Origin of the sequence: Prochlorococcus marinus subsp. pastoris str. CCMP1986, assembly GCF_000011465.1 — a bacterium.
Lineage (GTDB): Bacteria > Cyanobacteriota > Cyanobacteriia > PCC-6307 > Cyanobiaceae > Prochlorococcus_A > Prochlorococcus_A pastoris.
Map to the genome: position 1 here is coordinate 585,883 of NC_005072.1, position 20,383 is coordinate 606,265.

The 20,383-nt window shown below is 30.5% G+C and carries 24 protein-coding genes; 16 read left to right on the forward strand and 8 right to left on the reverse strand.

Annotated elements, in window-relative coordinates; all coding sequences use genetic code 11:
• Positions 1 to 14 precede the first annotated feature (14 nt).
• The 5 genes from TX50_RS03270 to acs all read left to right on the forward strand — a co-directional run bounded on the left by TX50_RS03270 (position 15) and on the right by acs (position 5,800).
• The gene (locus TX50_RS03270; protein ID WP_011132249.1) at positions 15 to 842 is read left to right on the forward strand and encodes a carbon-nitrogen hydrolase family protein; all 828 of its coding nucleotides are present in this window, start codon (positions 15 to 17) and stop codon (positions 840 to 842) included.
• Complete coding sequence (locus TX50_RS03275; RefSeq protein ID WP_011132250.1) at positions 842 to 1,930, forward strand: N-acetylmuramoyl-L-alanine amidase; 1,089 nt, start codon at positions 842 to 844, stop codon at positions 1,928 to 1,930. Before TX50_RS03270 ends, TX50_RS03275 begins: the two co-directional genes overlap by 1 nt.
• On the forward strand, positions 1,927 to 2,721 hold the full coding sequence (murI, locus tag TX50_RS03280) for a glutamate racemase (RefSeq protein ID WP_011132251.1): 795 nt from the start codon (positions 1,927 to 1,929) through the stop codon (positions 2,719 to 2,721). The genes TX50_RS03275 and murI overlap by 4 nt, the downstream gene beginning before the upstream one ends.
• A 27-nt stretch (positions 2,722 to 2,748) precedes the next feature.
• Positions 2,749 to 3,720 (forward strand): solanesyl diphosphate synthase, encoded by a 972-nt coding sequence (gene sds / locus TX50_RS03285; protein ID WP_011132252.1) that lies wholly within the window; start codon positions 2,749 to 2,751, stop codon positions 3,718 to 3,720.
• 97 nt (positions 3,721 to 3,817) lie between these two features.
• Positions 3,818 to 5,800 (forward strand): acetate--CoA ligase, encoded by a 1,983-nt coding sequence (gene acs / locus TX50_RS03290; protein WP_011132253.1) that lies wholly within the window; start codon positions 3,818 to 3,820, stop codon positions 5,798 to 5,800.
• Here the strand turns inward: acs and TX50_RS03295 are convergent.
• Positions 5,797 to 6,519, reverse strand: coding sequence for a DUF1350 family protein (locus TX50_RS03295; protein WP_011132254.1), 723 nt, complete (start codon positions 6,517 to 6,519; stop codon positions 5,797 to 5,799). The two genes, acs and TX50_RS03295, sit on opposite strands and share 4 nt — an antisense overlap.
• A gap of 135 nt (positions 6,520 to 6,654) precedes the next feature.
• Here TX50_RS03295 and TX50_RS03300 point away from each other — a divergent pair, with 135 nt between their 5' ends.
• Positions 6,655 to 7,467, forward strand: coding sequence for a 3'-5' exonuclease (locus TX50_RS03300; protein ID WP_011132255.1), 813 nt, complete (start codon positions 6,655 to 6,657; stop codon positions 7,465 to 7,467).
• Between the two features lie 29 nt (positions 7,468 to 7,496).
• On the opposite strand, the gene TX50_RS03305 is transcribed toward TX50_RS03300, so the two are convergent.
• On the reverse strand, positions 7,497 to 7,910 hold the full coding sequence (locus TX50_RS03305; protein WP_011132256.1) for a hypothetical protein: 414 nt from the start codon (positions 7,908 to 7,910) through the stop codon (positions 7,497 to 7,499).
• Between the two features lie 98 nt (positions 7,911 to 8,008).
• On the opposite strand from TX50_RS03305, the gene hisS reads away from it, so the two are divergent.
• The 4 genes from hisS to TX50_RS03325 all read left to right on the forward strand — a co-directional run bounded on the left by hisS (position 8,009) and on the right by TX50_RS03325 (position 10,258).
• A complete protein-coding gene (hisS, locus tag TX50_RS03310; RefSeq protein WP_011132257.1) occupies positions 8,009 to 9,298 on the forward strand; it encodes a histidine--tRNA ligase in 1,290 nt (429 codons plus the stop codon).
• A 133-nt stretch (positions 9,299 to 9,431) separates the two neighbouring features.
• Positions 9,432 to 9,557, forward strand: a complete 126-nt coding sequence (locus TX50_RS09915; RefSeq protein ID WP_268741263.1) for a hypothetical protein — start codon at positions 9,432 to 9,434, stop codon at positions 9,555 to 9,557.
• Positions 9,558 to 9,583: 26 nt separating this feature from the next.
• Positions 9,584 to 9,886, forward strand: a complete 303-nt coding sequence (locus TX50_RS03320; protein WP_011132259.1) for a TIGR02450 family Trp-rich protein — start codon at positions 9,584 to 9,586, stop codon at positions 9,884 to 9,886.
• Between the two features lie 135 nt (positions 9,887 to 10,021).
• Complete coding sequence (locus TX50_RS03325) at positions 10,022 to 10,258, forward strand: hypothetical protein (RefSeq protein WP_011132260.1); 237 nt, start codon at positions 10,022 to 10,024, stop codon at positions 10,256 to 10,258.
• 54 nt (positions 10,259 to 10,312) lie between these two features.
• Here TX50_RS03325 and TX50_RS09580 read toward each other — a convergent pair whose 3' ends face one another.
• Positions 10,313 to 10,489, reverse strand: a complete 177-nt coding sequence (locus TX50_RS09580) for a hypothetical protein (protein ID WP_173027954.1) — start codon at positions 10,487 to 10,489, stop codon at positions 10,313 to 10,315.
• 319 nt (positions 10,490 to 10,808) lie between these two features.
• On the opposite strand from TX50_RS09580, the gene TX50_RS03330 reads away from it, so the two are divergent.
• From TX50_RS03330 to TX50_RS03340, 3 genes are all read left to right on the forward strand, one after another.
• On the forward strand, positions 10,809 to 11,867 hold the full coding sequence (locus TX50_RS03330) for a chlorophyll a/b binding light-harvesting protein (protein ID WP_011132261.1): 1,059 nt from the start codon (positions 10,809 to 10,811) through the stop codon (positions 11,865 to 11,867).
• A 106-nt stretch (positions 11,868 to 11,973) separates the two neighbouring features.
• A complete protein-coding gene (locus TX50_RS03335; RefSeq protein ID WP_011132262.1) occupies positions 11,974 to 13,347 on the forward strand; it encodes a sodium:solute symporter in 1,374 nt (457 codons plus the stop codon).
• 38 nt (positions 13,348 to 13,385) lie between these two features.
• Positions 13,386 to 13,643 (forward strand): hypothetical protein, encoded by a 258-nt coding sequence (locus TX50_RS03340; protein WP_011132263.1) that lies wholly within the window; start codon positions 13,386 to 13,388, stop codon positions 13,641 to 13,643.
• Here the strand turns inward: TX50_RS03340 and TX50_RS03345 are convergent.
• On the reverse strand, positions 13,640 to 14,299 hold the full coding sequence (locus TX50_RS03345) for a glutathione S-transferase (protein WP_011132264.1): 660 nt from the start codon (positions 14,297 to 14,299) through the stop codon (positions 13,640 to 13,642). The genes TX50_RS03340 and TX50_RS03345 overlap by 4 nt on opposite strands.
• A 74-nt stretch (positions 14,300 to 14,373) precedes the next feature.
• Here TX50_RS03345 and TX50_RS03350 point away from each other — a divergent pair, with 74 nt between their 5' ends.
• The gene (locus TX50_RS03350; RefSeq protein WP_011132265.1) at positions 14,374 to 14,916 is read left to right on the forward strand and encodes a GIY-YIG nuclease family protein; all 543 of its coding nucleotides are present in this window, start codon (positions 14,374 to 14,376) and stop codon (positions 14,914 to 14,916) included.
• On the opposite strand, the gene TX50_RS03355 is transcribed toward TX50_RS03350, so the two are convergent.
• The gene (locus tag TX50_RS03355; RefSeq protein WP_011132266.1) at positions 14,913 to 15,620 is read right to left on the reverse strand and encodes an SDR family NAD(P)-dependent oxidoreductase; all 708 of its coding nucleotides are present in this window, start codon (positions 15,618 to 15,620) and stop codon (positions 14,913 to 14,915) included. The two genes, TX50_RS03350 and TX50_RS03355, sit on opposite strands and share 4 nt — an antisense overlap.
• 12 nt (positions 15,621 to 15,632) lie before the next feature.
• On the reverse strand, positions 15,633 to 16,916 hold the full coding sequence (gene crtL, locus TX50_RS03360; protein ID WP_011132267.1) for a lycopene beta cyclase: 1,284 nt from the start codon (positions 16,914 to 16,916) through the stop codon (positions 15,633 to 15,635).
• A gap of 228 nt (positions 16,917 to 17,144) precedes the next feature.
• On the opposite strand from crtL, the gene TX50_RS03365 reads away from it, so the two are divergent.
• Positions 17,145 to 18,146, forward strand: coding sequence for an SDR family NAD(P)-dependent oxidoreductase (locus tag TX50_RS03365; RefSeq protein WP_011132268.1), 1,002 nt, complete (start codon positions 17,145 to 17,147; stop codon positions 18,144 to 18,146).
• On the opposite strand, the gene TX50_RS03370 is transcribed toward TX50_RS03365, so the two are convergent.
• Positions 18,117 to 19,148, reverse strand: a complete 1,032-nt coding sequence (locus TX50_RS03370) for a mechanosensitive ion channel family protein (protein WP_011132269.1) — start codon at positions 19,146 to 19,148, stop codon at positions 18,117 to 18,119. The two genes, TX50_RS03365 and TX50_RS03370, sit on opposite strands and share 30 nt — an antisense overlap.
• A 73-nt stretch (positions 19,149 to 19,221) precedes the next feature.
• A complete protein-coding gene (locus TX50_RS03375) occupies positions 19,222 to 19,779 on the reverse strand; it encodes a hydrolase (RefSeq protein ID WP_011132270.1) in 558 nt (185 codons plus the stop codon).
• Positions 19,780 to 19,930: 151 nt separating this feature from the next.
• Between TX50_RS03375 and TX50_RS03380 the strand changes: the two genes are divergently transcribed.
• Positions 19,931 to 20,383: a Fur family transcriptional regulator gene (locus TX50_RS03380; protein ID WP_011132271.1), complete on the forward strand. Its 453-nt coding sequence runs from the start codon at positions 19,931 to 19,933 to the stop codon at positions 20,381 to 20,383.

Below are 20,383 nucleotides of genomic sequence, written 5' to 3' on the forward strand. Positions count from 1 at the left end.
CTAGGAGTGAAATCTTGACTGATTTTTTAGTGGCCGCTTTACAAATTACAAGTACTTCTAATGTTGAAGCGAATTTTGCTGAGGCTGAGGAACAGATTGAATTAGCCTCTAGGAGGGGTTCAGAACTGATAGGTTTGCCAGAGAATTTTGCATTCTTGGGTGAAGATAATGAAAAACTTAGAATGGCTTCTGAATTATCAATAAAGTGTACCAACTTCCTAAAAACGATGTCTCAGAGATATCAAGTTTTTCTCTTAGGAGGAGGTTATCCCGTCCCCGCTGGAGATAATCGTCATACTTTCAATAGATCAGCTCTTTTTGGCAAAGATGGACAGGTTTTAGCAAAATATGACAAAATCCATCTTTTTGATGTTGATTTACCTGATGGTAATTTATACAAAGAATCATCAACTATTTTGTCTGGGGAGGAACATCCTCCAGTTATTGATGTTCCAGGCCTTTGTAAAATAGGATTATCTATTTGTTACGATGTTAGATTCCCTGAACTTTATAGACACCTTTCCTCGAAAGGTGCTGAACTTATAATGATTCCTGCAGCATTTACAGCTTTTACTGGAAAAGACCATTGGCAAATTTTACTTCAAGCAAGAGCGATTGAAAATACAGCTTATGTAGTAGCCCCTGCTCAAACAGGTATTCACTATGGGAGAAGACAAAGTCATGGACATGCAATGGTTATAGACCCTTGGGGAACTGTTTTGTCTGATGCAGGAAAAACACAAGGAGCAGCAATAGCCCCTGCAGATAAAGAGAGGGTCCAAAAGATAAGAGAGCAGATGCCAAGTTTAAAACATAGAAAAACTAAGATGTTTGCAAAATAATGCCAAAGTTTTTTTTTAATAAACTTTTTAGCTGCTTATCATTATTCTTACTTTTAAATTCAAGTATTTTCCCAACAAAAGCATCTAGTGCACTAGCTGCTTGGATTTTAAATTCAAATGGGGTTTTAGAATTAAGAACTAAATCAAATTCAAAATTAAAGGCCTACTTTCAAAAAGGAGGAAGTGTTTTTGGGGATAGATTTTGGATAGATTTTCCTGGGGAACTAAAAACTCCAAGAACAATAGAGGGAAATGGTCTTATAAAAGAAATTAGATTAGGTAAACCAAATAAAGGTAAAACCAGATTAGTCTTCGAATTTACGGAAAATAATAATTTGAAACCGCTTAATTGGAGGTTAGTTGCAATTGATAAAAATAGATGGAAAATTAAATTATTTTCTTTACCTAAAAATTCTTTCCAGACAATAGGTGAAGGTCTTGTCAGTAAATCATATAACAATCCCAAGGCTAATCAAAAGCCAATTAACTCAAGGAGAGGAAATTATAAGTTTATACAATTACCGGATATCAAGCGTAATAAGTTTTATGTTGTGATTGACCCTGGTCATGGGGGTCCAGATCTAGGAGCAATCGGGATAGGAGGGCTAAGAGAAGCAGATGTGGTACTTGATGTTTCTAAACGAGTAAAAAAATTATTATCTGATAAAGGGGTGACGGTTAGATTAACTAGAAATAACGAAATTGATTTAGATTTACCTCCAAGAGTCTCAATAGCTAACCGAACTGATGCTGATATTTTTGTAAGTATTCATGCGAATGCTTCAAGAGGTAAAAGAAGAGATATTAACGGGTTAGAAACTTTTTATTACACCGGATGGAGAGGACGACTATTGGCAAAAAAAATTCAAAAACAAATACTTAAAGTTTCTCCTGGAAGTCCAGATAGAGGCGTGAGACAAGGTAGATATTTCGTTATTAAAAATACCAGAATGCCAGCTGTACTTGTAGAAATAGGTTTTTTAACAGGAAGGTTAGATGCTAGAAGGCTAGAAAAATCTATCCATCGTGAAAGAATAGCTTATGCAATCACAAAGGGTATTCTTGAATACCTTTCTAGGACAGAGTGAAACTTAAAATAGGAATATTTGATAGTGGTATAGGGGGATTTACGATTCTTAGTGCCTTAATGAAAACCCGTGAGGATATTGAGGTTTTTTATTTGGCAGATACAAAGAGAGTTCCTTATGGAAATAAAAATATTGAACAAATAAGATTTATCGCAAAGGATATTTGTAATTGGTTTAAAGATAAAAATTTGGATGTATTACTAATAGCCTGTAATACTACAAATGCTTGTGCCTTAGATATTTTAGAAAATAACTTACAAATTCCTTGTTTTGATCTAATTAATTCAGTTTCAGAAATAGTAACTAAAAAATATATTGGTGTTTTGGCAACTCCTGCAACTATTAAAACATCATATTATAAAAAAATAATTGAATCAAAGAGAGAAAATGTACAAGTATTCCAACAAGCATGTCCTGAATTTGTTCCAGAAATAGAAAAAACAAACCTAGACTTAAATAAATTAAATTATCTATCGGATTTATATATTAATCCTCTATTAAAAGAAAATATTGAAGAAATAATACTGGGATGTAGTCATTATCCTTTGATTTATAACGTTTTAAAAAGTAAAGTGCATTCAAATATAAGGATTATTGATCCCTCAGCGGCTTTAGTAAATAACTTTAATAATTCATTTTTAATTCCAAAAAATTATAGTTATGAGAGTACTTCCAGCGATAATATTAAATTTTTTGTCACCCAAAATAGTGAAGATTTTTCTAAAAAAGTAAAATATTGGTTGGAAATTAATAAAGAAATTAAGTTGGTTAACCTCCGAAGCAATGATTGATTCTTTAATATATGTAGGAGGCCAATTATGAATACAGTAACAGAACTTCTACAACCAGTTGAAAATGATCTTGATGATCTTATTAATGAACTGAAAAATTTAATAGGTGCTGGTCATCCAATTCTTCAAGCAGCCGCTGAACACTTATTTAGTGCCGGAGGAAAAAGGTTAAGACCTGGGATAGTTTTATTGATTTCAAAAGCTATTTCTCAGGACTTTACTTTGACAACCAAACATAAAAGACTTGCAGAGATTACTGAAATGATTCATACAGCATCATTAGTTCATGACGATGTTGTAGATGAAGCATCCACAAGAAGAGGTGTTGATACTGTTCATAGCAGGTTTAATACGAGAGTTGCTGTACTAGCTGGGGATTTTTTATTTGCTCAAGCTAGTTGGCATTTGGCAAACTTAGATAATGTAAAAGTAGTTAAACTTCTTAGTAGGGTAATAATGGATTTAGCAGAAGGTGAAATAAAGCAAAATCTAAATAGATTCGATTCGGCACAAACTTTTTCTAAATATATAAATAAAAGCTATTGTAAAACAGCTTCTCTGATTGCAAATAGTACAAAGGCAGCTGGAGTTCTATGTAATTTAGAAGATGACAAATTGAATCACTTATACGAATTTGGAAAGAATATCGGATTGGCTTTTCAGGTTGTCGATGATATCCTTGATTTCACTGGTAACGATAAACAATTAGGTAAACCAGCTGTAAGCGATCTCGCAAGTGGTTATCTAACTGCTCCTGTTTTATATGCTCTAGAAGAAAATGAAAATTTGTCTGTTCTGATAAATAGAGAACTTGTAGAAAAGGAAGATTTGAATAATGCTTTGAATATTGTTATGAACTCGCAAGCAATAAAACGTTCTAGAAAATTAGCTGAAGATTTTGCTCTCCACTCAAAAGAAGCATTGTTATGGCTTCCTGACTCAGAATATAAGAGGGCTTTGTTATCTTTACCCGAATTTGTGCTCAGTCGTCTTTACTAGATTTATCAAAAAATAAATTTTTGTAGTTAAAAATACATTATGATTTTTTGAAAATTATAATTAACTTGAATAAATAAATTTTGACTAGATTCATCTAATGACATTAGATAAGAAACATTCAATCAACAATATTCTTGAAGAAAATAGACTCTTCCCCCCTTCAAAAGAATTCTCAGATAAATCAAATATAAAAAGTTTTGAGGAATTACAAAGTTTAAAAAAACAATCTTTAGAGAACCCAACAAAATTCTGGGAATCTTTTGCAAATTCGGAAATTGATTGGTTCGAACCATTTCAGACTGTTTTAGACCGAGAAAATGCGCCCTTTTTTAAATGGTTTAAGGAAGGTAAGTTGAATATCACTTATAACTGCTTAGATAGACATATCAAAAACGGAATTGGGAATAAAACAGCGCTTGTATGGGAAGGCGAGCCAGGAGATAACAAGAAATATACGTATCAAGAACTTCTCAAAGAAGTATGCAAAGCTTCAAATGCTTTGAAATCTTTGGGAATAAAAAAGGGTGATTTGGTCTGTATTTATATGCCAATGATTCCTGAGGCGATGGTTGCCATGCTCGCTTGCGCGAGAATTGGAGCTCCTCATTCCGTAGTTTTTGGAGGCTTCTCCTCTGAGTCGTTAAAAGATAGGTTAATTGATGGAAATGCCAGATTTGTTATAACGGCAGATGGTGGTTTTAGAAAAGATAAGGTAATTGAGCTTAAGAAAGCTGTTGATGCGGCAATTGAAAGTGGGGCAAATAAGATTGTTGAAAAAGTTATTGTTGTTCAAAGAACTAAAAAAGATATCTCGATGGTAAACAATAGGGATTTTTGGTGGCACGAATTATTAAAAGATCAAAAAGATTGGTGTGAACCTGAAATTATGAATAGCGAAGATAGATTGTTTGTCTTATATACTTCAGGATCCACTGGTAAACCAAAGGGTGTTGTTCATACAACTGCTGGTTATAATCTCTGGTCTCACCTTACATTCAAGTGGATTTTTGATATAAAAGATGATGATGTCTATTGGTGTACAGCAGATGTTGGGTGGATTACTGGACATAGTTATATAGTATATGGACCTTTATCCAATGGAGCAACAACTCTTATGTTTGAAGGTGTTCCAAGGGCATCTAACTTAGGGGCTTTTTGGGAAATTATTCAAAAATACAAAGTTACTATTTTCTATACAGCGCCAACAGCGATAAGATCATTTATGAAATCTGGACGTGAAATCCCTGACCAATACGATTTAAGATCTTTGAGACTTTTGGGGACAGTTGGCGAGCCAATTAATCCTGAAGCATGGATGTGGTATCGAGAGGTAATAGGTGATAATAAGTGTCCAATAGTAGATACATGGTGGCAAACTGAAACTGGTGGTGTGATGATAAGCCCGTTACCAGGAGCCGTTGCTACAAAGCCAGGTTCCGCAACATTCTCTTTGCCTGGAATCGAGGTTGAAGTTGTAGATAAAAATGGAGAAAAGGTGGTGGAAAATGAGGGTGGATATTTGGTTGTTAAAAAACCTTGGCCTGGAATGATGCGTACAATTCATGAAAACTCTCAAAGATATTTAGAAAGTTATTGGGAATATATTTCTTTTAAAGGTGAAAAAAATGTTTATTTCGCTGGTGATGGGGCTCGGATTGATAATGATGGATATATTTGGATTATGGGAAGAGTTGATGATGTTATAAGTGTTTCCGGGCATCGTTTGGGAACTATGGAGATAGAGTCCGCATTAGTAAGTCATAAATCAGTTGCGGAAGCTGCTGTTGTCGGAAGAAAAGATGATTTAAAAGGTGAGGCTATTGTTGCATTTGTATCTTTAGAAAAAGATATAAATAGTTTTCCAGAAATAGTTGAGGAGTTAAAGAAACATGTAGTTAATGAAATTGGAATTATTGCTAAACCAGAAAAAATAATAATTTCAGATTCTCTTCCAAAAACGCGTAGTGGAAAAATAATGAGAAGAATTTTGAGATCCTTGGCAGAAGGCGAAAAAATAAGTGGAGATATTAGTACTCTTGAAGATAGTTCTGTTTTAGAAAAATTAAAGGAAATATCTTAAATTGATTTATCAATCAAATTAGATATTTGTTTGATTGTATTTCTTTTAAAATCATCGTCAGCCCAATCACCTAAGAAATTTTCTCTTAGTCCTGCGCTAGCAATAATAGTATGAGTTCCCTTAAGCTTTATTCCTTTGGAGTTATCTTCTTTTCTTGCTCTAAGACAAGAAAGTAATTTATCTGTTTGATCTAATTCATCTGAGTTGAATTTTATTAGAAAATTATTTTTTTGATTATAAGTTCTTTTGATTATTCCAAAAGTTCTTTCTGGGCTTGGGCTGAATTCACTATTGAATTCTAATTTTTGAGAAATCTTTTTTAAAAATGGTATAGATCTGTTAGCACTAAAGTTATTAAAACTTATTGATATAAATTTCTCGCAATTCCTACCTCCATCTGGAGAAATTAAGTGAAGTTTGCAACCAAGGCTATGTCCAATTCTTATTGAAGGAATTGATGTTCCGATTCTCTTTGATAAGGATCGTTGACAATTTTTAAAATCTTTCCAGGCTTTCATTGCCAGTTCTTGATGGTCAAATTGAGGAGTGTATTTGTATGCATGTACTGCATAGTTTTTATCTATTAAGCTTTTTATAAATCTTTTGTAAGTTAAATCTGGTTTAGATGCTAAATAACTGCCTCCAATAAATTCTATAATTTTTTTGGGATTTGAAGGCCAATAACAGTAATTATTAAATTGATATTTTGTAAAAGTCATTTAATATTCTAAATTCAAACTATTAGGTTGATTTCTAACAAGATTTAGTTTTTTTTCGTAATTTGGTTAATTATCATTAATTTAAAAGAAAATAATATCAAATGCGTCAAAATACAATAGATGCTTTTTTGATAATTGGAACTACCAAACAAAAAAAAGATAAATCAATTGGATTTTCTTAATAATGAAATTAAAAATAATGATAATGAGAAACCCAATTTTTTAAATAAATCAATCTCAAGCTCCAAAAATAATAATAAAAATCAATCAATAGAAAATATTTTAATTCTTGATACTGAGACGACTGGCTTAGATGAAAATAAAGATGAAATTATTGAGGTAGGTTGCATTTTATTTAATGTAAATACTAAATCTGTTCTCTCGCAGGTTTCGTTCTTATTCCCAGTAAGTTCAAATGAAGCTGAACACGTTAATGGGATTTCTGCAGAAGTTACTAATATTAAACAACCTTGGGAGGACGGCTTAAATTTCTTTTTAAAACTTGTGGATTGTTCAGATTTAATAGTTGCTCATAATGTTGAATTTGATAAAAAATGGTTTGGAAAGGGCAGATTGCCCAAGCTCGAAAAAAAATGGATTTGTAGTTTAGAGGATATTAATTGGTCATTTCAAAAAAACTTAAAAAATAGACCATCAGTTACTGATCTTGCACTTTCTTTTTCAATACCAGTTTGGAGCTTACATCGGGCCTTATCAGATTGCTTTTATATTTCGGAGGTTTTCAAAAAATGTGAGAATTTAGAAGAACTTCTTTGTAAAGCGACTGAGCCAAGATTTTTATATAAAGCATTAGTGAGTTATGAAGAGAGATCATTAGCAAAGAAGGCAGGATTCCTCTGGAATAATCCTAAGCAAGGTGCTTGGGCTAAAAAATTAACAGTCGAAGAAGCAAATAGTCTTGATTTTAAAGTGCAAATATTGGATTAATATTTCAGCTCTTTAAAATTGAAAAACCTTTAGTGCATTTTACAGGGCATCCATTTTTTACCCATTTTATGCGCACCTATACATCCATATTCTGATGAAGCTTTTTCGGCATCCTCTTTTGTTTTAAAAAGGCCTGCATCATTAATATTTGAAGTCTTCTTTGAAGGAATGTGATGCTCATGGCCATGTGATTTAGGAGAATATTCCCATAATCCCATAGTTGTTATTCCAGCAGAAATTATTCCCATGCCAACTACGGATAAATTTACTATTCCCATAGCAACAGCACCAAAAGAAAAAACACCCATTGGGACTACCCCAATACTAATAACGCCCATTGGGACAATTCCAATAGAAACGATACCTAAGGGAGCAATGCCGAAGGCAAATTTTTTTGGTTTTGTTCCACAATGCTGACTCTCTTTATTAGTTGTTATTCCCAATATTTTGTATGAATGTTAGATTAAATTATGACATAAAGAAATTCAGCAAAATTTAATTTCTATTTAAATTAAAAAATTTTGAATTATTATTTAGAACTTTGAATAACTTTAAAAATCTTAGAGGAACAGTAGATCTTTTACCTGATCAATTAATAAAGTGGCAAAATGTCGAGAAAATAATAATACAACAACTTTTTAGGTCTTCTGTAAAGGAAATTAGGACTCCAATACTAGAAATGACTGAATTATTTATGCGTGGTATTGGTGAAGGAACCGATGTTGTTAGCAAAGAGATGTATACATTTTTAGATAGAGGTGAAAGGTCCTGTACATTAAGACCAGAGGGTACTGCTTCAGTCGCAAGAGCATTAATACAACATGGAATATCAACTAGACCTTCTCAGAAACTTTGGTACATGGGACCAATGTTTAGATATGAGAGACCTCAAGCAGGGAGGCAAAGACAATTTCATCAGTTAGGAGTTGAATTTATCGGTTATGAATCTGTAAATAGTGATATTGAAATTATTACTTTGGCTTGGGATATTTTGCAGAAATTAGGAATTAAAGAACTTAATCTTGAAATTAATACCTTAGGGGATCATATTGATAGGTCAAATTTTCAAAAGGCATTTTTAAAATGGTTAGAGGTTAATAAAAACTCTTTAGATTTAGATTCTCAAAGGAGAATAGATAAGAATCCTTTGAGAATTTTAGATACTAAGAATGTTCAAACAAAACAAATTCTTAAAGGTGCTCCCAGATTATTTGACTTTTTGTCTGAAAAAAGTCTCGAGAGATATTTAATTATTAAAGAAAAATTAAAGCTTCTTAAAATACCGTTTATCGAAAATTTCAATTTAGTAAGAGGTTTAGACTATTACACACATACTGCATTTGAAATTACCACCGGAACATTAGGTTCACAAGCTACAGTATGCGGAGGAGGAAGATATGATAGTTTGATTAGTCAAATGGGCGGGGCAGAAACTCCAGCAATTGGATTTGCAATTGGATTAGAAAGACTAATAATATTATGTGGTAGCGAGCTTGAAGAAACTAGAGAAACAGATATTTATATTGTGAATAAAGGTATTCATGCTGAAATATTGGCAATGGAATTATCCAGAAAGCTAAGAAATTATGATTTAGTAGTCGAATTAGATCTTAGTGGAGCATCATTTTCAAAGCAATTTAAAAAAGCTAATAAATTAAAATCAAAAAGTATTATTGTAATTGGAGATGATGAAGCAGTAAAAAATGAATTTGTTATTAGGCTTTTTAATAATGATAATTCAGTAAATAAAGAAGAAACTATATCAATTGAAGATAATATGAAATTAGAGAAGTGGATAAAAAGTAATTTAATTTTAGATAAAAACCTTTAGAGTAATGAAAATCATTTTATTAGTCTTTTTTTTTATTATGTTCTCATTTATATTTTTGAAATTTTATAAATATAAAAAAGCTTTTAAAAAAGATAAAAGTATTAAATTTAATAAAAGTAATCTGTACAACTGGATGAATTTGACAAAAAAAGAAAGATTTGATTTATCAAAAAAAGAATCTAATTCATACTTAAAAAAAAGGAAAACTTTATTAGAAGAAATTAGAAAAGAATATAAAATTATTTCTAAAAATGATTAAAAAAAGTTTATAAGTTTTTAATATTCGTGGAAATTTACTGGACTTCTAATAAAGCTATTAATGGATTAAGACATTTTGTTTTAGTAAATAAAATTAATGAGCAAAATCAAATTAATTTTTTGATGGTTTCTGTTGTTGATGTAGAAATAAGTTTAAAAATCTCAAATGAGGAATTGTTAAATAGTGGGAATTGGAGTGAAGGATGGTTAAATCTTCCTAAAAGTAAAGCGATTACTAAAGATTATTCAGATTACAAATTAAGTAATAATTCAAAAGAAGACATTGAAAAAATCTTTGTTAAAAATGATTCTTTATTCGATATAACTTAATTTGAGATAAAAAATAAAGTCAAAAATATCCATAAAAACTGTATTCTTAACAATCAAATAATTATTTTAAACTTTTCTCCCCTTTCAAAGTAATAAAATAAACGTTATCAAGGATTAATAATATTTAATAAGTCAATGTTAGAAAATATATGGCACCCATCTTATTCTGCTGCTGAGTATTTAGGCATAACTGAAATTAAACTTTCCCATCTAAGGGAGAATGGCTATTTTAAACCTGGAATACATTGGAAAAGCTCTCCTCTTGGACAAAAAAAACCCTGGAATCCAGAGGTTCTTTACAATTCAATATTATGTAGAAAAATAATGGATGAATTTTATTCTGAAGAAAAAAATGACCAATATGCAGCTTAATTTTTTAATCATTTAAAACCTGTTAAGAATTAAAAATTAATTCTAAGTAAGCCATTATTTTACTAAATTTTCATCCTCACAATCAATTAAAGTGCTTTGAAGTATTGGATATAGGTTGAGCATATTTATATATTGATCTGATTTGCGATAAGACTTGGCAGCTTTTTTGTAATGCCCTTGTGATTTCATTTCTAGTGAAATTTTTCTAGATGTTCTTTGGGAAGTTGTCATAAGTATCGTTACCTTATCCCTTTTTTAGTAATTGTTAGATCATGGGTCAATAATGTATTTGTTTTTATTACACAAAAAATTGCTTATGTCAGCAAAAAAAGATTTATAAAAATTTGAATTTCTTTGAAAATGCAATAAAAACTTGGCTTAATTAATTAATTTTTCGATTAAAACTATGTTCTTTGCGCATGAAAATCCTAATTAAATTTAGCTTCCCTGTAAGTCCCTAGAATTAATAACCTTTACAATTTTGTTATTAATTCATCCGTTTGATGAAATATAAAGTATTCTCAAAACGTTTAAGCTAATCAATTCCTAAATGCAAACCTATGGTAATCCAGACACCACCTATGGATGGTGGGCTGGTAATTCAGGTGTAGCTAATCGCTCAGGAAAATTTATCGCTGCTCATGTCGCTCATGCAGGGTTAATTGTTTTTTGGGCCGGTGCTTTCACTCTTTTCGAACTATCAAGATTTGACCCCAGTGTCCCAATGGGTCAACAACCTCTTATTGCACTTCCTCACTTGGCTACCCTTGGAATAGGGTTTGATGCTGATGGAGTTCTAATGGGAGATACCAAACCTGTACTAGCTATAGCTATTGTTCACTTGGTTTCCTCTATGGTACTTGCAGCTGGTGGATTACTTCACTCGCTACTTCTTCCAGGAAATCTTGAAGAATCAGAAGTCGCAAAGGCAAGGAAATTCAATATTGAATGGGATAATCCAGATAAATTAACTTTCATTCTTGGACATCATTTAATTATTCTTGGATTCGCTGTAATTCTTCTTGTTGAATGGGCAAGAGTTCATGGAGTCTACGATCCAGCTATTGGTGCCGTGAGACAAGTTGAGTATGATCTAAACCTTGCTGAGATTTGGAATCATCAAACAGATTTTCTACTAATAGATGATTTAGAGGATGTTATGGGAGGTCATGCTTTCCTTGCATTTGTCTTGATTACAGGTGGTGCTTGGCACATTGCTACAAAGCAAGTTGGTGAATATACCAAATTTAAAGGTAAAGGTCTTCTATCTGCAGAAGCAGTTCTTTCATGGTCTTTAGCAGGTATTGGTTGGATGGCAATTATTGCTGCCTTCTGGAGCGCATCAAATACAACAGTTTATCCTGTTGAGTTTTTTGGTGAACCACTTGAATTGAAATTTAGTATTTCTCCATATTGGATTGATACTGTTGACCTTCCTGATGGTGTTTATACATCAAGGGCATGGTTAGCAAATGTACATTACTACTTTGGTTTCTTCTTTATTCAAGGTCATCTATGGCACGCACTAAGAGCCTTAGGATTTGACTTTAAGAGAGTTACAAATGCTATCAGTAATATTGATAGTGCTACGGTTACTCTTAAAGATTAAATTTTAGTCACTAATAAATATTAAAAGGCCTCAATTAATGAGGCCTTTTTTATTTGATAAATTTTATCTATTAAATTAGATTTAAAAAGTATTAAGTTTAAAATAGTTGAATATTTCTCTCCTACAAAATCAAAATATTTTTTCAAATTCCATTTCAATAAGTTTAATAGGATTTTTTGTAATCGGTTTTTTCTTGATTTTTGGAAGGAAATTTAAATTTGCTGTTCAATTAGAAAGATTTGGATTACCCATAGCTGTTATTTCTGGAATTGTAGGAATATCGATAGGTCCCTATGGATTAATTAATATTTTATCTAAGGAGACTACAAATGTTTGGAGTAATTTTCCTACTCCTCTATTATCTCTAGTGTTTGCGACATTAATGATGGGAAGGCCAATCCCAAATATTAATGGTTTAATTAGACCCATTGTCAATCAGTTTTTGTTGGCTCTCTCATTGGGCTTTGGTCAATTTCTTGTAGGAGGATTAGTAGTCAAATACTTATTGTCTCCTTCTATGGAAACAAATCCTTTAATGGGATGTTTAATAGAGGTTGGTTTTGAGGGAGGTCATGGTGCTGCAACTATTATTGGAGAAAGTTTTAACAAACTTGGATTCTCAGATGGCTTAGACTTAGGTCTTGCCATGGCTACAATGGGACTTTTATCCTCTTCCTTATTGGGTAGTTTTTTTATTTTTGTAGGAAGAACTTTAGGAATTTCAGATACAGAGCAGATCGTTGATAAAACGGATAATGAAAATCCAAATCTGAAAATAGGCATTTTTTCAGATTTGAGAATTTTATTAATAAATCTTGGCTTTGTTGGGTTGGCAATTTCTTTTGGAGTCTCGATACTTAAGCTTTTAAGGTATATTTCAAACTACTTTGGTGAATTCTCAAAAGAAGTAATCCTATCTCTTCCTGTATTCCCACTTATTCTTATAGGATCACTTTTGATTCGATATATCTTAGAAAAAACCAATAATACAGAATTTGTATCTAATCTTCTTCAAAGAGAAATTGGCATCTTGTCCACAGATTTATTAATTTTTACAGCAATGGCAAGTTTAGATATTGCTACTGTTCTTGATAATTGGAGATTGATTTTGGTACTTACTATTTTTGGTTTGATTTGGAATTTAATTTGTATTGCTTATTTCGCATACTTTGTATTTGAAAAACATTGGTTTGAGAGAAGTTTAATAGAATTTGGAAATTCAACTGGAGTAGTTGCATCTGGACTACTTCTTTTAAGACTCGCTGATCCAAAAAATATTTCTAAAACACTTCCGATTTTTACATCAAAGCAACTTTTTGCTCAGTTAATCTTATCAGGAGGATTTTTTACAGTATTAGCTCCATTATTGATCTCAAAAATAGGATTAGATTTTTGGACAGAGATTTGTGCATCAATAACTCTTTTTACTATTTTGGTTGCATTCTTTTTTAACAAAAGGTTTTCTACAAGTTATCAATAATAAATTAGGTTAGTATAAAAATATATTTTTCTTGATTTATGTCCTACACACCATATGATATTCCTCCTCAAGAAAGTAAAGAAAAATGGTTTAGGAGTCACTTGCTTGGAAGAGAAGTTGAACTAGGTGAATTATATAGTCTTGGATTTAACGAACTGGATTTGATTATGGCTGAAACTGCAGAAATTAGAAGTGATATTGAATTTAAAGAAAAAAATATTGGAAAATTTAGAACAGCAGGATATTTTTTAGAATTAGCCAGAATTATTGAAAAAAGAAAATTACTTGAAAGCTAATTAAAATCGAAATATTCTTTGTTTTTAGATGGTTTCCATGGATCAAATTTATGCATTAATTTTTTAAATTGTTGATGTTTTTCGAAATATCCTAACCAATTTTTTATAGGATCATCAAAATAATTTGTTTTTTTTTGGCTTTCGCAAGCAATTTTAAATTGCCTTACAAATGGCCAAATACACCAATCTGCAATCGAAGGTTTATCTCCAATTATCCATCTATTGTTTGTAAGGATTTTATTCCATTTTTTTATGAATTTAGTAGCTTCTAAATAATGGTAATCTTCTTCGCTAGCATTAAATCTTGCGGAATATTTAAAACGATCTAAATGATATTTAAAACTATGATCATTTTCAGAAATAATTTCTAAAATTTCTTTTTCTTTATTTTTGGGATTATAAAATTTCTTTATATTCTCCTTTTCTGACTCTGAAAGTGCCCATATTATGATGTCTAAGCTTTCCTCTATGACTTCATTATTTTTTTTTAATAAAATTGGAACAGTTTTTGTCCTTGATTTATTCATGAATTCGATGGGCTTATTTTTTAAATCAACTTCTCTTATTTCTACTTTGATTTCGCAAATTAATAATGCCCATCTAACTCGAATTGCATATGGACATCTACGAAATGAATATAAAATATCTGTTGTCATTTTGTAAAAAAATAAAAATTTTTTGATTCTTTTAGTATTATCTACATAGGAATAATCTTAACTTTACATCGAAAATGGCGGGATATGTTTACCTCATAAGAGTTGGAGATCTTTATCGTATTGGTAAGGCAGATAATCTTGATAAGAAAATTAGAAAACTCAAGCCAGATGAATTACTTACTTCCATCATGACTAAAGAACCTGAAACACTTGAAGCAAGGTTATTGAGAAAATATAAATCCCAAAGAATTCCTGAAACGGGATATTTGAAGCTCACTAAAAGACAAATATCTGAATGTAAAAAACAATTTGACTTAAAAGGAAATTTACCGCATACACTTGATGCTGAGGTCTCCATAACTTTATTTGCATCTTTTTTATTATTTGGAACAAATTTTTTAATTCTTAATTACTTTAATGTTGGATTTTTAAGAAATATTTCCTATTCATTCGGTTTTGCCTCGATACCTATGATAATTTTGTTTCTAACAGGTAGTTTTGGAGGATATTTCTCTGATGATTTATCTCTATTTTCGTTATTAACAAATCGAATAAAAGGTTTATTTATAGCTATTGCGATGATAACAATGGCTTTTTTAATGTTCAGACTAAATTAAATTTCATAATTACAATTTAATGCTATTTCAAATGGAACTGACTGCATTGGTAATTTTAGTATTGTAGAACATATTTCAGCTATATCCCCTGGTTGAGTCATTTTTGACTTTTCTATGGATGATATTTTCTCAGCCATTTTTGTATTAACCCAACTAGGACAAATAGCAGTAACTCTAATATTTTCTTCCCAACCTTTGTTCTTCATCGTTTGACAAAGGCTCATTAAAGCAAATTTTGATGAGGAATATGCTGCTAAATCTCCCTTGGACCTTTTGCCGCTCATTGAAACTAAAACGATAATTCTTCCATTATTTGATTGACTTAAGTGCTTCCAGGAAATTCTGCATAAATGCCATATGGCTAAAAAATTTATATTAAAAGTATTTAAAATCTCTTCTTCATCCCCATCTTTATATAAAAAAGGAACTTTTGAAAGGACTCCAGAACAGTTTATTAAAGTATCAAAACCTCCAAATTTACTAACTGTATTTTCTACCCACTTTTTGGCGGAAAATTTATCTAATGCATCATATTTATTTAGGAGTATTTTTTCATTAGTCCAATTATTAGGATCAATAACGCTTCCTTTAACAGACTCTAAATCTCTTAGCCCAATACTAATTCTATTTCCTGCTTTTAGTTCTTTATGTGCAATATTTAGTCCAATTCCGCTATTGGCACCACTTATCAAAATAGTTCTCATTTTAAATTTTAATTATATATTTGGTAAAACTATCCTCAATAACATTCTTAGTTCTTTACCATGCATAATCATTAACCCTTTTTTTACACTCCAAGGGGCCCTTATAAACATTATGCACATTGCATACACGATTTCCCTTAAGGATAATGTATCAGTTAGAAATCCATACCATTGAGTTTTAGGTAATTTAAAGAAACTACCAAAAAATTCTCTTAATAGTTTTTCATCGAATCTCATAAGTTTTTCCAAACCAAATTGGTAGATTGATTTCTTTCTTATTAATTCTTTAGGCCATAAACTCTCCCAGCCTTTTCTGGCAATATGATAAGTACTTAATTTCTTATCATTCATTGCAGTTGATATAGCTTTTGCCACTAGTGGAGCTCTCCTTAAAACATTACCAATTAGATATCCTGATGCTGGGTGAACCATTGAAGCTGCTCCACCGTACCCCAATACTTGTTGTTTAAAATCTGGGATAGGCATATTCATGGGTAAAAATAAACCAAGTTCTTCATGTTGCATGCTAGTAATTGAGATGTTTCTGTAAGAAAGTCTTTTTTCTAACCTTTCTTTTAAATCCTCCATCGTTAAAGGATTTACTAATCCAAGCGAAGTCTCTTCAAGAAAATACTTTCCATTCCCCATATCCATTGCATAAAGAAAAGTAGGTGGTTCTTTTTTTTGTTCCTCATTTAAATGATCATTACGATAATCCATTAAGACAAATTGCCCTTTTTTAAGTGGAGGCTTACTAAAACTTCCTACTATCCCGTAACAAGTCTGGACTGCTAATGGTCCACATGATTTTAATTTAAGAAATACAGGATCATAACCTGTTGCATCTACAACTAATCTTGCTGAGTAGGTTTTGCCATTACTTGTTATAACAGTACTTTTATGTTTCTGAAAGGTTATCTTCTCTGCAAAACCCTCATGCCATTTAATTAGAGACTTATTACATTCATTTAACCAGTAACGATGTAATTTCTTCTTGTCAAATAATCCATAATCTAAAGAATGCTCAGTTGCTTTATTCTCATAGTGATGTTCTTCAAGAGAACCATGCCCAAAAAAACTAACAGTATTTTTCCACCTATATTCAAGTAAATCCTGAAGACCAAGTTGATCTACTTCCTTTCCCCAAATCCCATAGGTATTTGGCCAAGGCTCGTCAGGACCATTAGGGGAAAGAACCTCTACCTCTAATTTTTCTTTCCCTAAAGCTGAGGCAATCGCCATCCCCGCAGGTCCTGCTCCTAAAACTAATACATCGGGCAATCTTTTAGAAGGCATTAATTATAAATTCTGAAGTTAAAAAAGTTTTTGAAAAAATAAAAAATATCTAAAACTTCATTTTTATAATTCATTCAAAAATTTTACAAAGAGAATAAATTTAATAATAAGCAAGAGACTCTATAACTAGTCCTTTTGTTTTGAGTGTTTTAACAATAATTTATAAGAAATTAAAAGAAAAAATAATATATAATTTTCTTACTATAAATAATTGATTGTTTAATAGATATGATAAAAGATAAAAATATCTTAATAACAGGAGGTAACTCCGGGATTGGTTTTTTTACAACAATTAATTTGTTGAAAACTCAAAATAATCTATATATTCCAATTAGATCAATATCAAGAAAAGAAGAATTTTTATTAAAACTAATAAAGTATTTTGATAAAAAATATATAGAAAAACATTTAAATCTAATTGATAATATTGATTTATCTGATTTGGAAAATATTTATAAAGTAAGAGATTTTTTAATCAGAAAAAATGTTTCTTTAGATGTAGTTATTTTAAATGCAGGCTTACAATATACTGGATCTTTTTATCCTAAAGTCTCAAAACAGGGAATTGAATTAACTTTCGCTGTTAATCATCTCGCACATTTCTATTTGGTTAATATTCTTATAGAATTAATAAATAGTAAAAAAGAATCTAGGATAATTATTACATCATCAGATGTTCATGATCCAAAGAGTTCAGGAGGAAATGTTGGAGAGAAAGCAGGTTTAAATAATTTAATAAACTTTAAAGAGGAAATTTCAGGAAAATATACAAATTTTAATTCTGATAAGGCTTATAAAAATAGTAAATTATGTAATGTTTTATTTGCTAAGGAACTTTCAAAAAGATTACAAATTAAATCTAGTAAAATAACTGTTATTTCTTGGGCTCCTGGTCTTGTAATTCCTAATGAAGATTTGGGTTTTTTCAGATATAGTACCAAATTTAATTTCTTTGGATATATTGTTTTTTCAATTATTGCAAAAAATATTTTAGGTATTTCTGAAAATGTAGAAAATGCAGGGAAGTTGCTTTCTGATATCGTTTTTGATAATGATTTCAATAATATTAAGTACTTACATTTAAGCAATAAGCTTGTCTTTTATAAAAAACATAAATTACTTAAAAGTGAAGTAAGTGAGGAAGCTAGTAAAAAAGAACTTGCTTCAAGACTTTGGAGTTTTAGTGAGGAATTATGCCGATCATTTGGATTCGTTTCTTTCAATATTTAATGTTTGAGTTGGGAATGCAAATTCTATTTTATTTAAAGAAAATTCTTCAATAATTCTTAAGTTGATACTTTGTTGTGCTTCCATAGCAGCTAAATAATTATTGGTTGGGATGTAATAAACTAGTTCAAAATTAAGACTGAAGTCTCCAAAATCTGTAAAGTGACATCTATCAAAAGAAGCATCTTTAGTTTCTTCAATGATTTTTTTTATTATTTTTGGAATCATTTTCATCAGGGATGGAGAAGTTTCATAAACAACTCCTAATTTATGGACTAGTCTCCTTTTCTTCATCTGAGCATAATTTGAAATGATCCCATTAGTTAATGCACTATTACTCATAACTATTACTTCTCCGTTAATACTTCTTATTCTTGAAGATCTTACCCCTACTCTTTCTACCATTCCTAATACGCTATCTGACTTTATAAATTCGCCTTTTTGAAAAGGTTTATCAAGTAAAATTGTAATGTATTCAAAAAATTCTTGCACTGGATCTTTTAATGCTAAACCTGCCCCGATTCCACCTGCGCTAAGCAAAGCCCAAATTGCGGTCATTTGTACTCCTATATTTTGTAAGAAAAATATTGAACCTATGGTCCAAGTAAAAGCCTTAATTAAAGGTGTTAATGATGAGATCATTGAACTAATCGAAGAGTCATCAATTTTTGCTGTAGATTCTGTTAGCGATCTTATTAATACTTTATTTAAAGCTTTAATGATAATTATTAATATAAATAATTTTTGAATATTTAATAGTACAGATATAAAAGTTATTTCATCAATGAAAAAATAATCAATTGCGAAATAGGCTGAGAGAAGAAAACCTATTGGTTTTATAATTCCAGTAAGTGTTTCAAAAATAAAATCATCAAAATTTGTTTTTGTTCTTTTAGAAATCCTTTTAAAAATAATCTTTGAAATTTTAGATATTATTATTGATAATATTATTCCAATAAAAAATATAGAAATTGCAAAAAACAAGTTTTCCGTAAATAATTTCATATCTAATAAATCCTTAAATAACTAATATTTAAAGTTTAAATTATCTCTAAAAATAAACCAGTCTTAATTACCTTTAACTTTTGATGATATTACTAATTTCTTTGAATTCTTTTCTATCTGAGGTTTTACAAATTTCGAAAATTATTGATTCGGTTGTAGTAATAATTGCTCCTTTATGAAGCATTCTTTGTAGTGCTATTTCGTGATCTGAATTATTTCTGCTTCCCATTGCGTCAGATATGATTAGTACTTCATATCCCTTTTTTAAAAATTCTAGGACACTTTGTTGAATACAAATGTGTGTTTCAAATCCGCAAATTATCAAATTACTAATCTTTTTATCATGAAGTTCCTCAAAAAGAACTTTACTAGTAGCTAAGCTAAAATCCATTTTTTGAATATTAGTAAAACCTACTTTGGGTAATAACTTTGGGATTGTTTTGCCCAGTTTTAGAGGGTTTTGTTCTGAGACAAATATGTTCTCATCCAGGATTTGGTAAGCGCTTAATAGCTTTTGAATATTTTTGATTATTGAATCTTTGTTAGTAATTCGGGATATAATCTTTTCCTGAACATCTACTAATAGTAAAGCGTTTTTGATTGGTAATTCGCTTTTAGAAGAATGAGTCATTAATTTCTTTTCTACAATATTTAAAGATATACCTTAAATACAGATATGTTTTTAATTTAATCTTTTTGAGGAACTTTAGTAAATATTTATTAGTTAAAAGTTGATTTACTCTCATCAAGAGTTATTATTGAGAATAAATATTGCTTTTTAATTGTCCTTTTCTTCTCAATATCAAGTTATTACATCTCCTTTAGGAGATGGCTTGCATAAAGATGGTAAGAGATTAACTCCCCAAAGACTTAAAGTTTTAAATTTATTTGAGAATATTGGAGCAGGTAATCATTTAAGTGCGGAAGAAGTTCATGCAAAATTAATTAAATCTAGTTCCAAAGTTTCCCTCGCAACAATATATAGAACTTTGAGACTTCTCGTTCAGATGGGGTTGTTACATGAATTGGAGATTAGTGAAGGCGGTCATCGATATGAATTATTAAGTAATGAAACAGCAGATCATCATCACTTGATTTGTATTAGATGTGGAAGAACTGAAGAATTTGAAAGTGATGAAGTATTGAAGGCCGGAAAAGTCGCCGCTAAAGTTAATGGTTTTACACTTATTGAATCTTCTTTAAATGTTAGAGCTATATGTCCTAATTGTATTTAG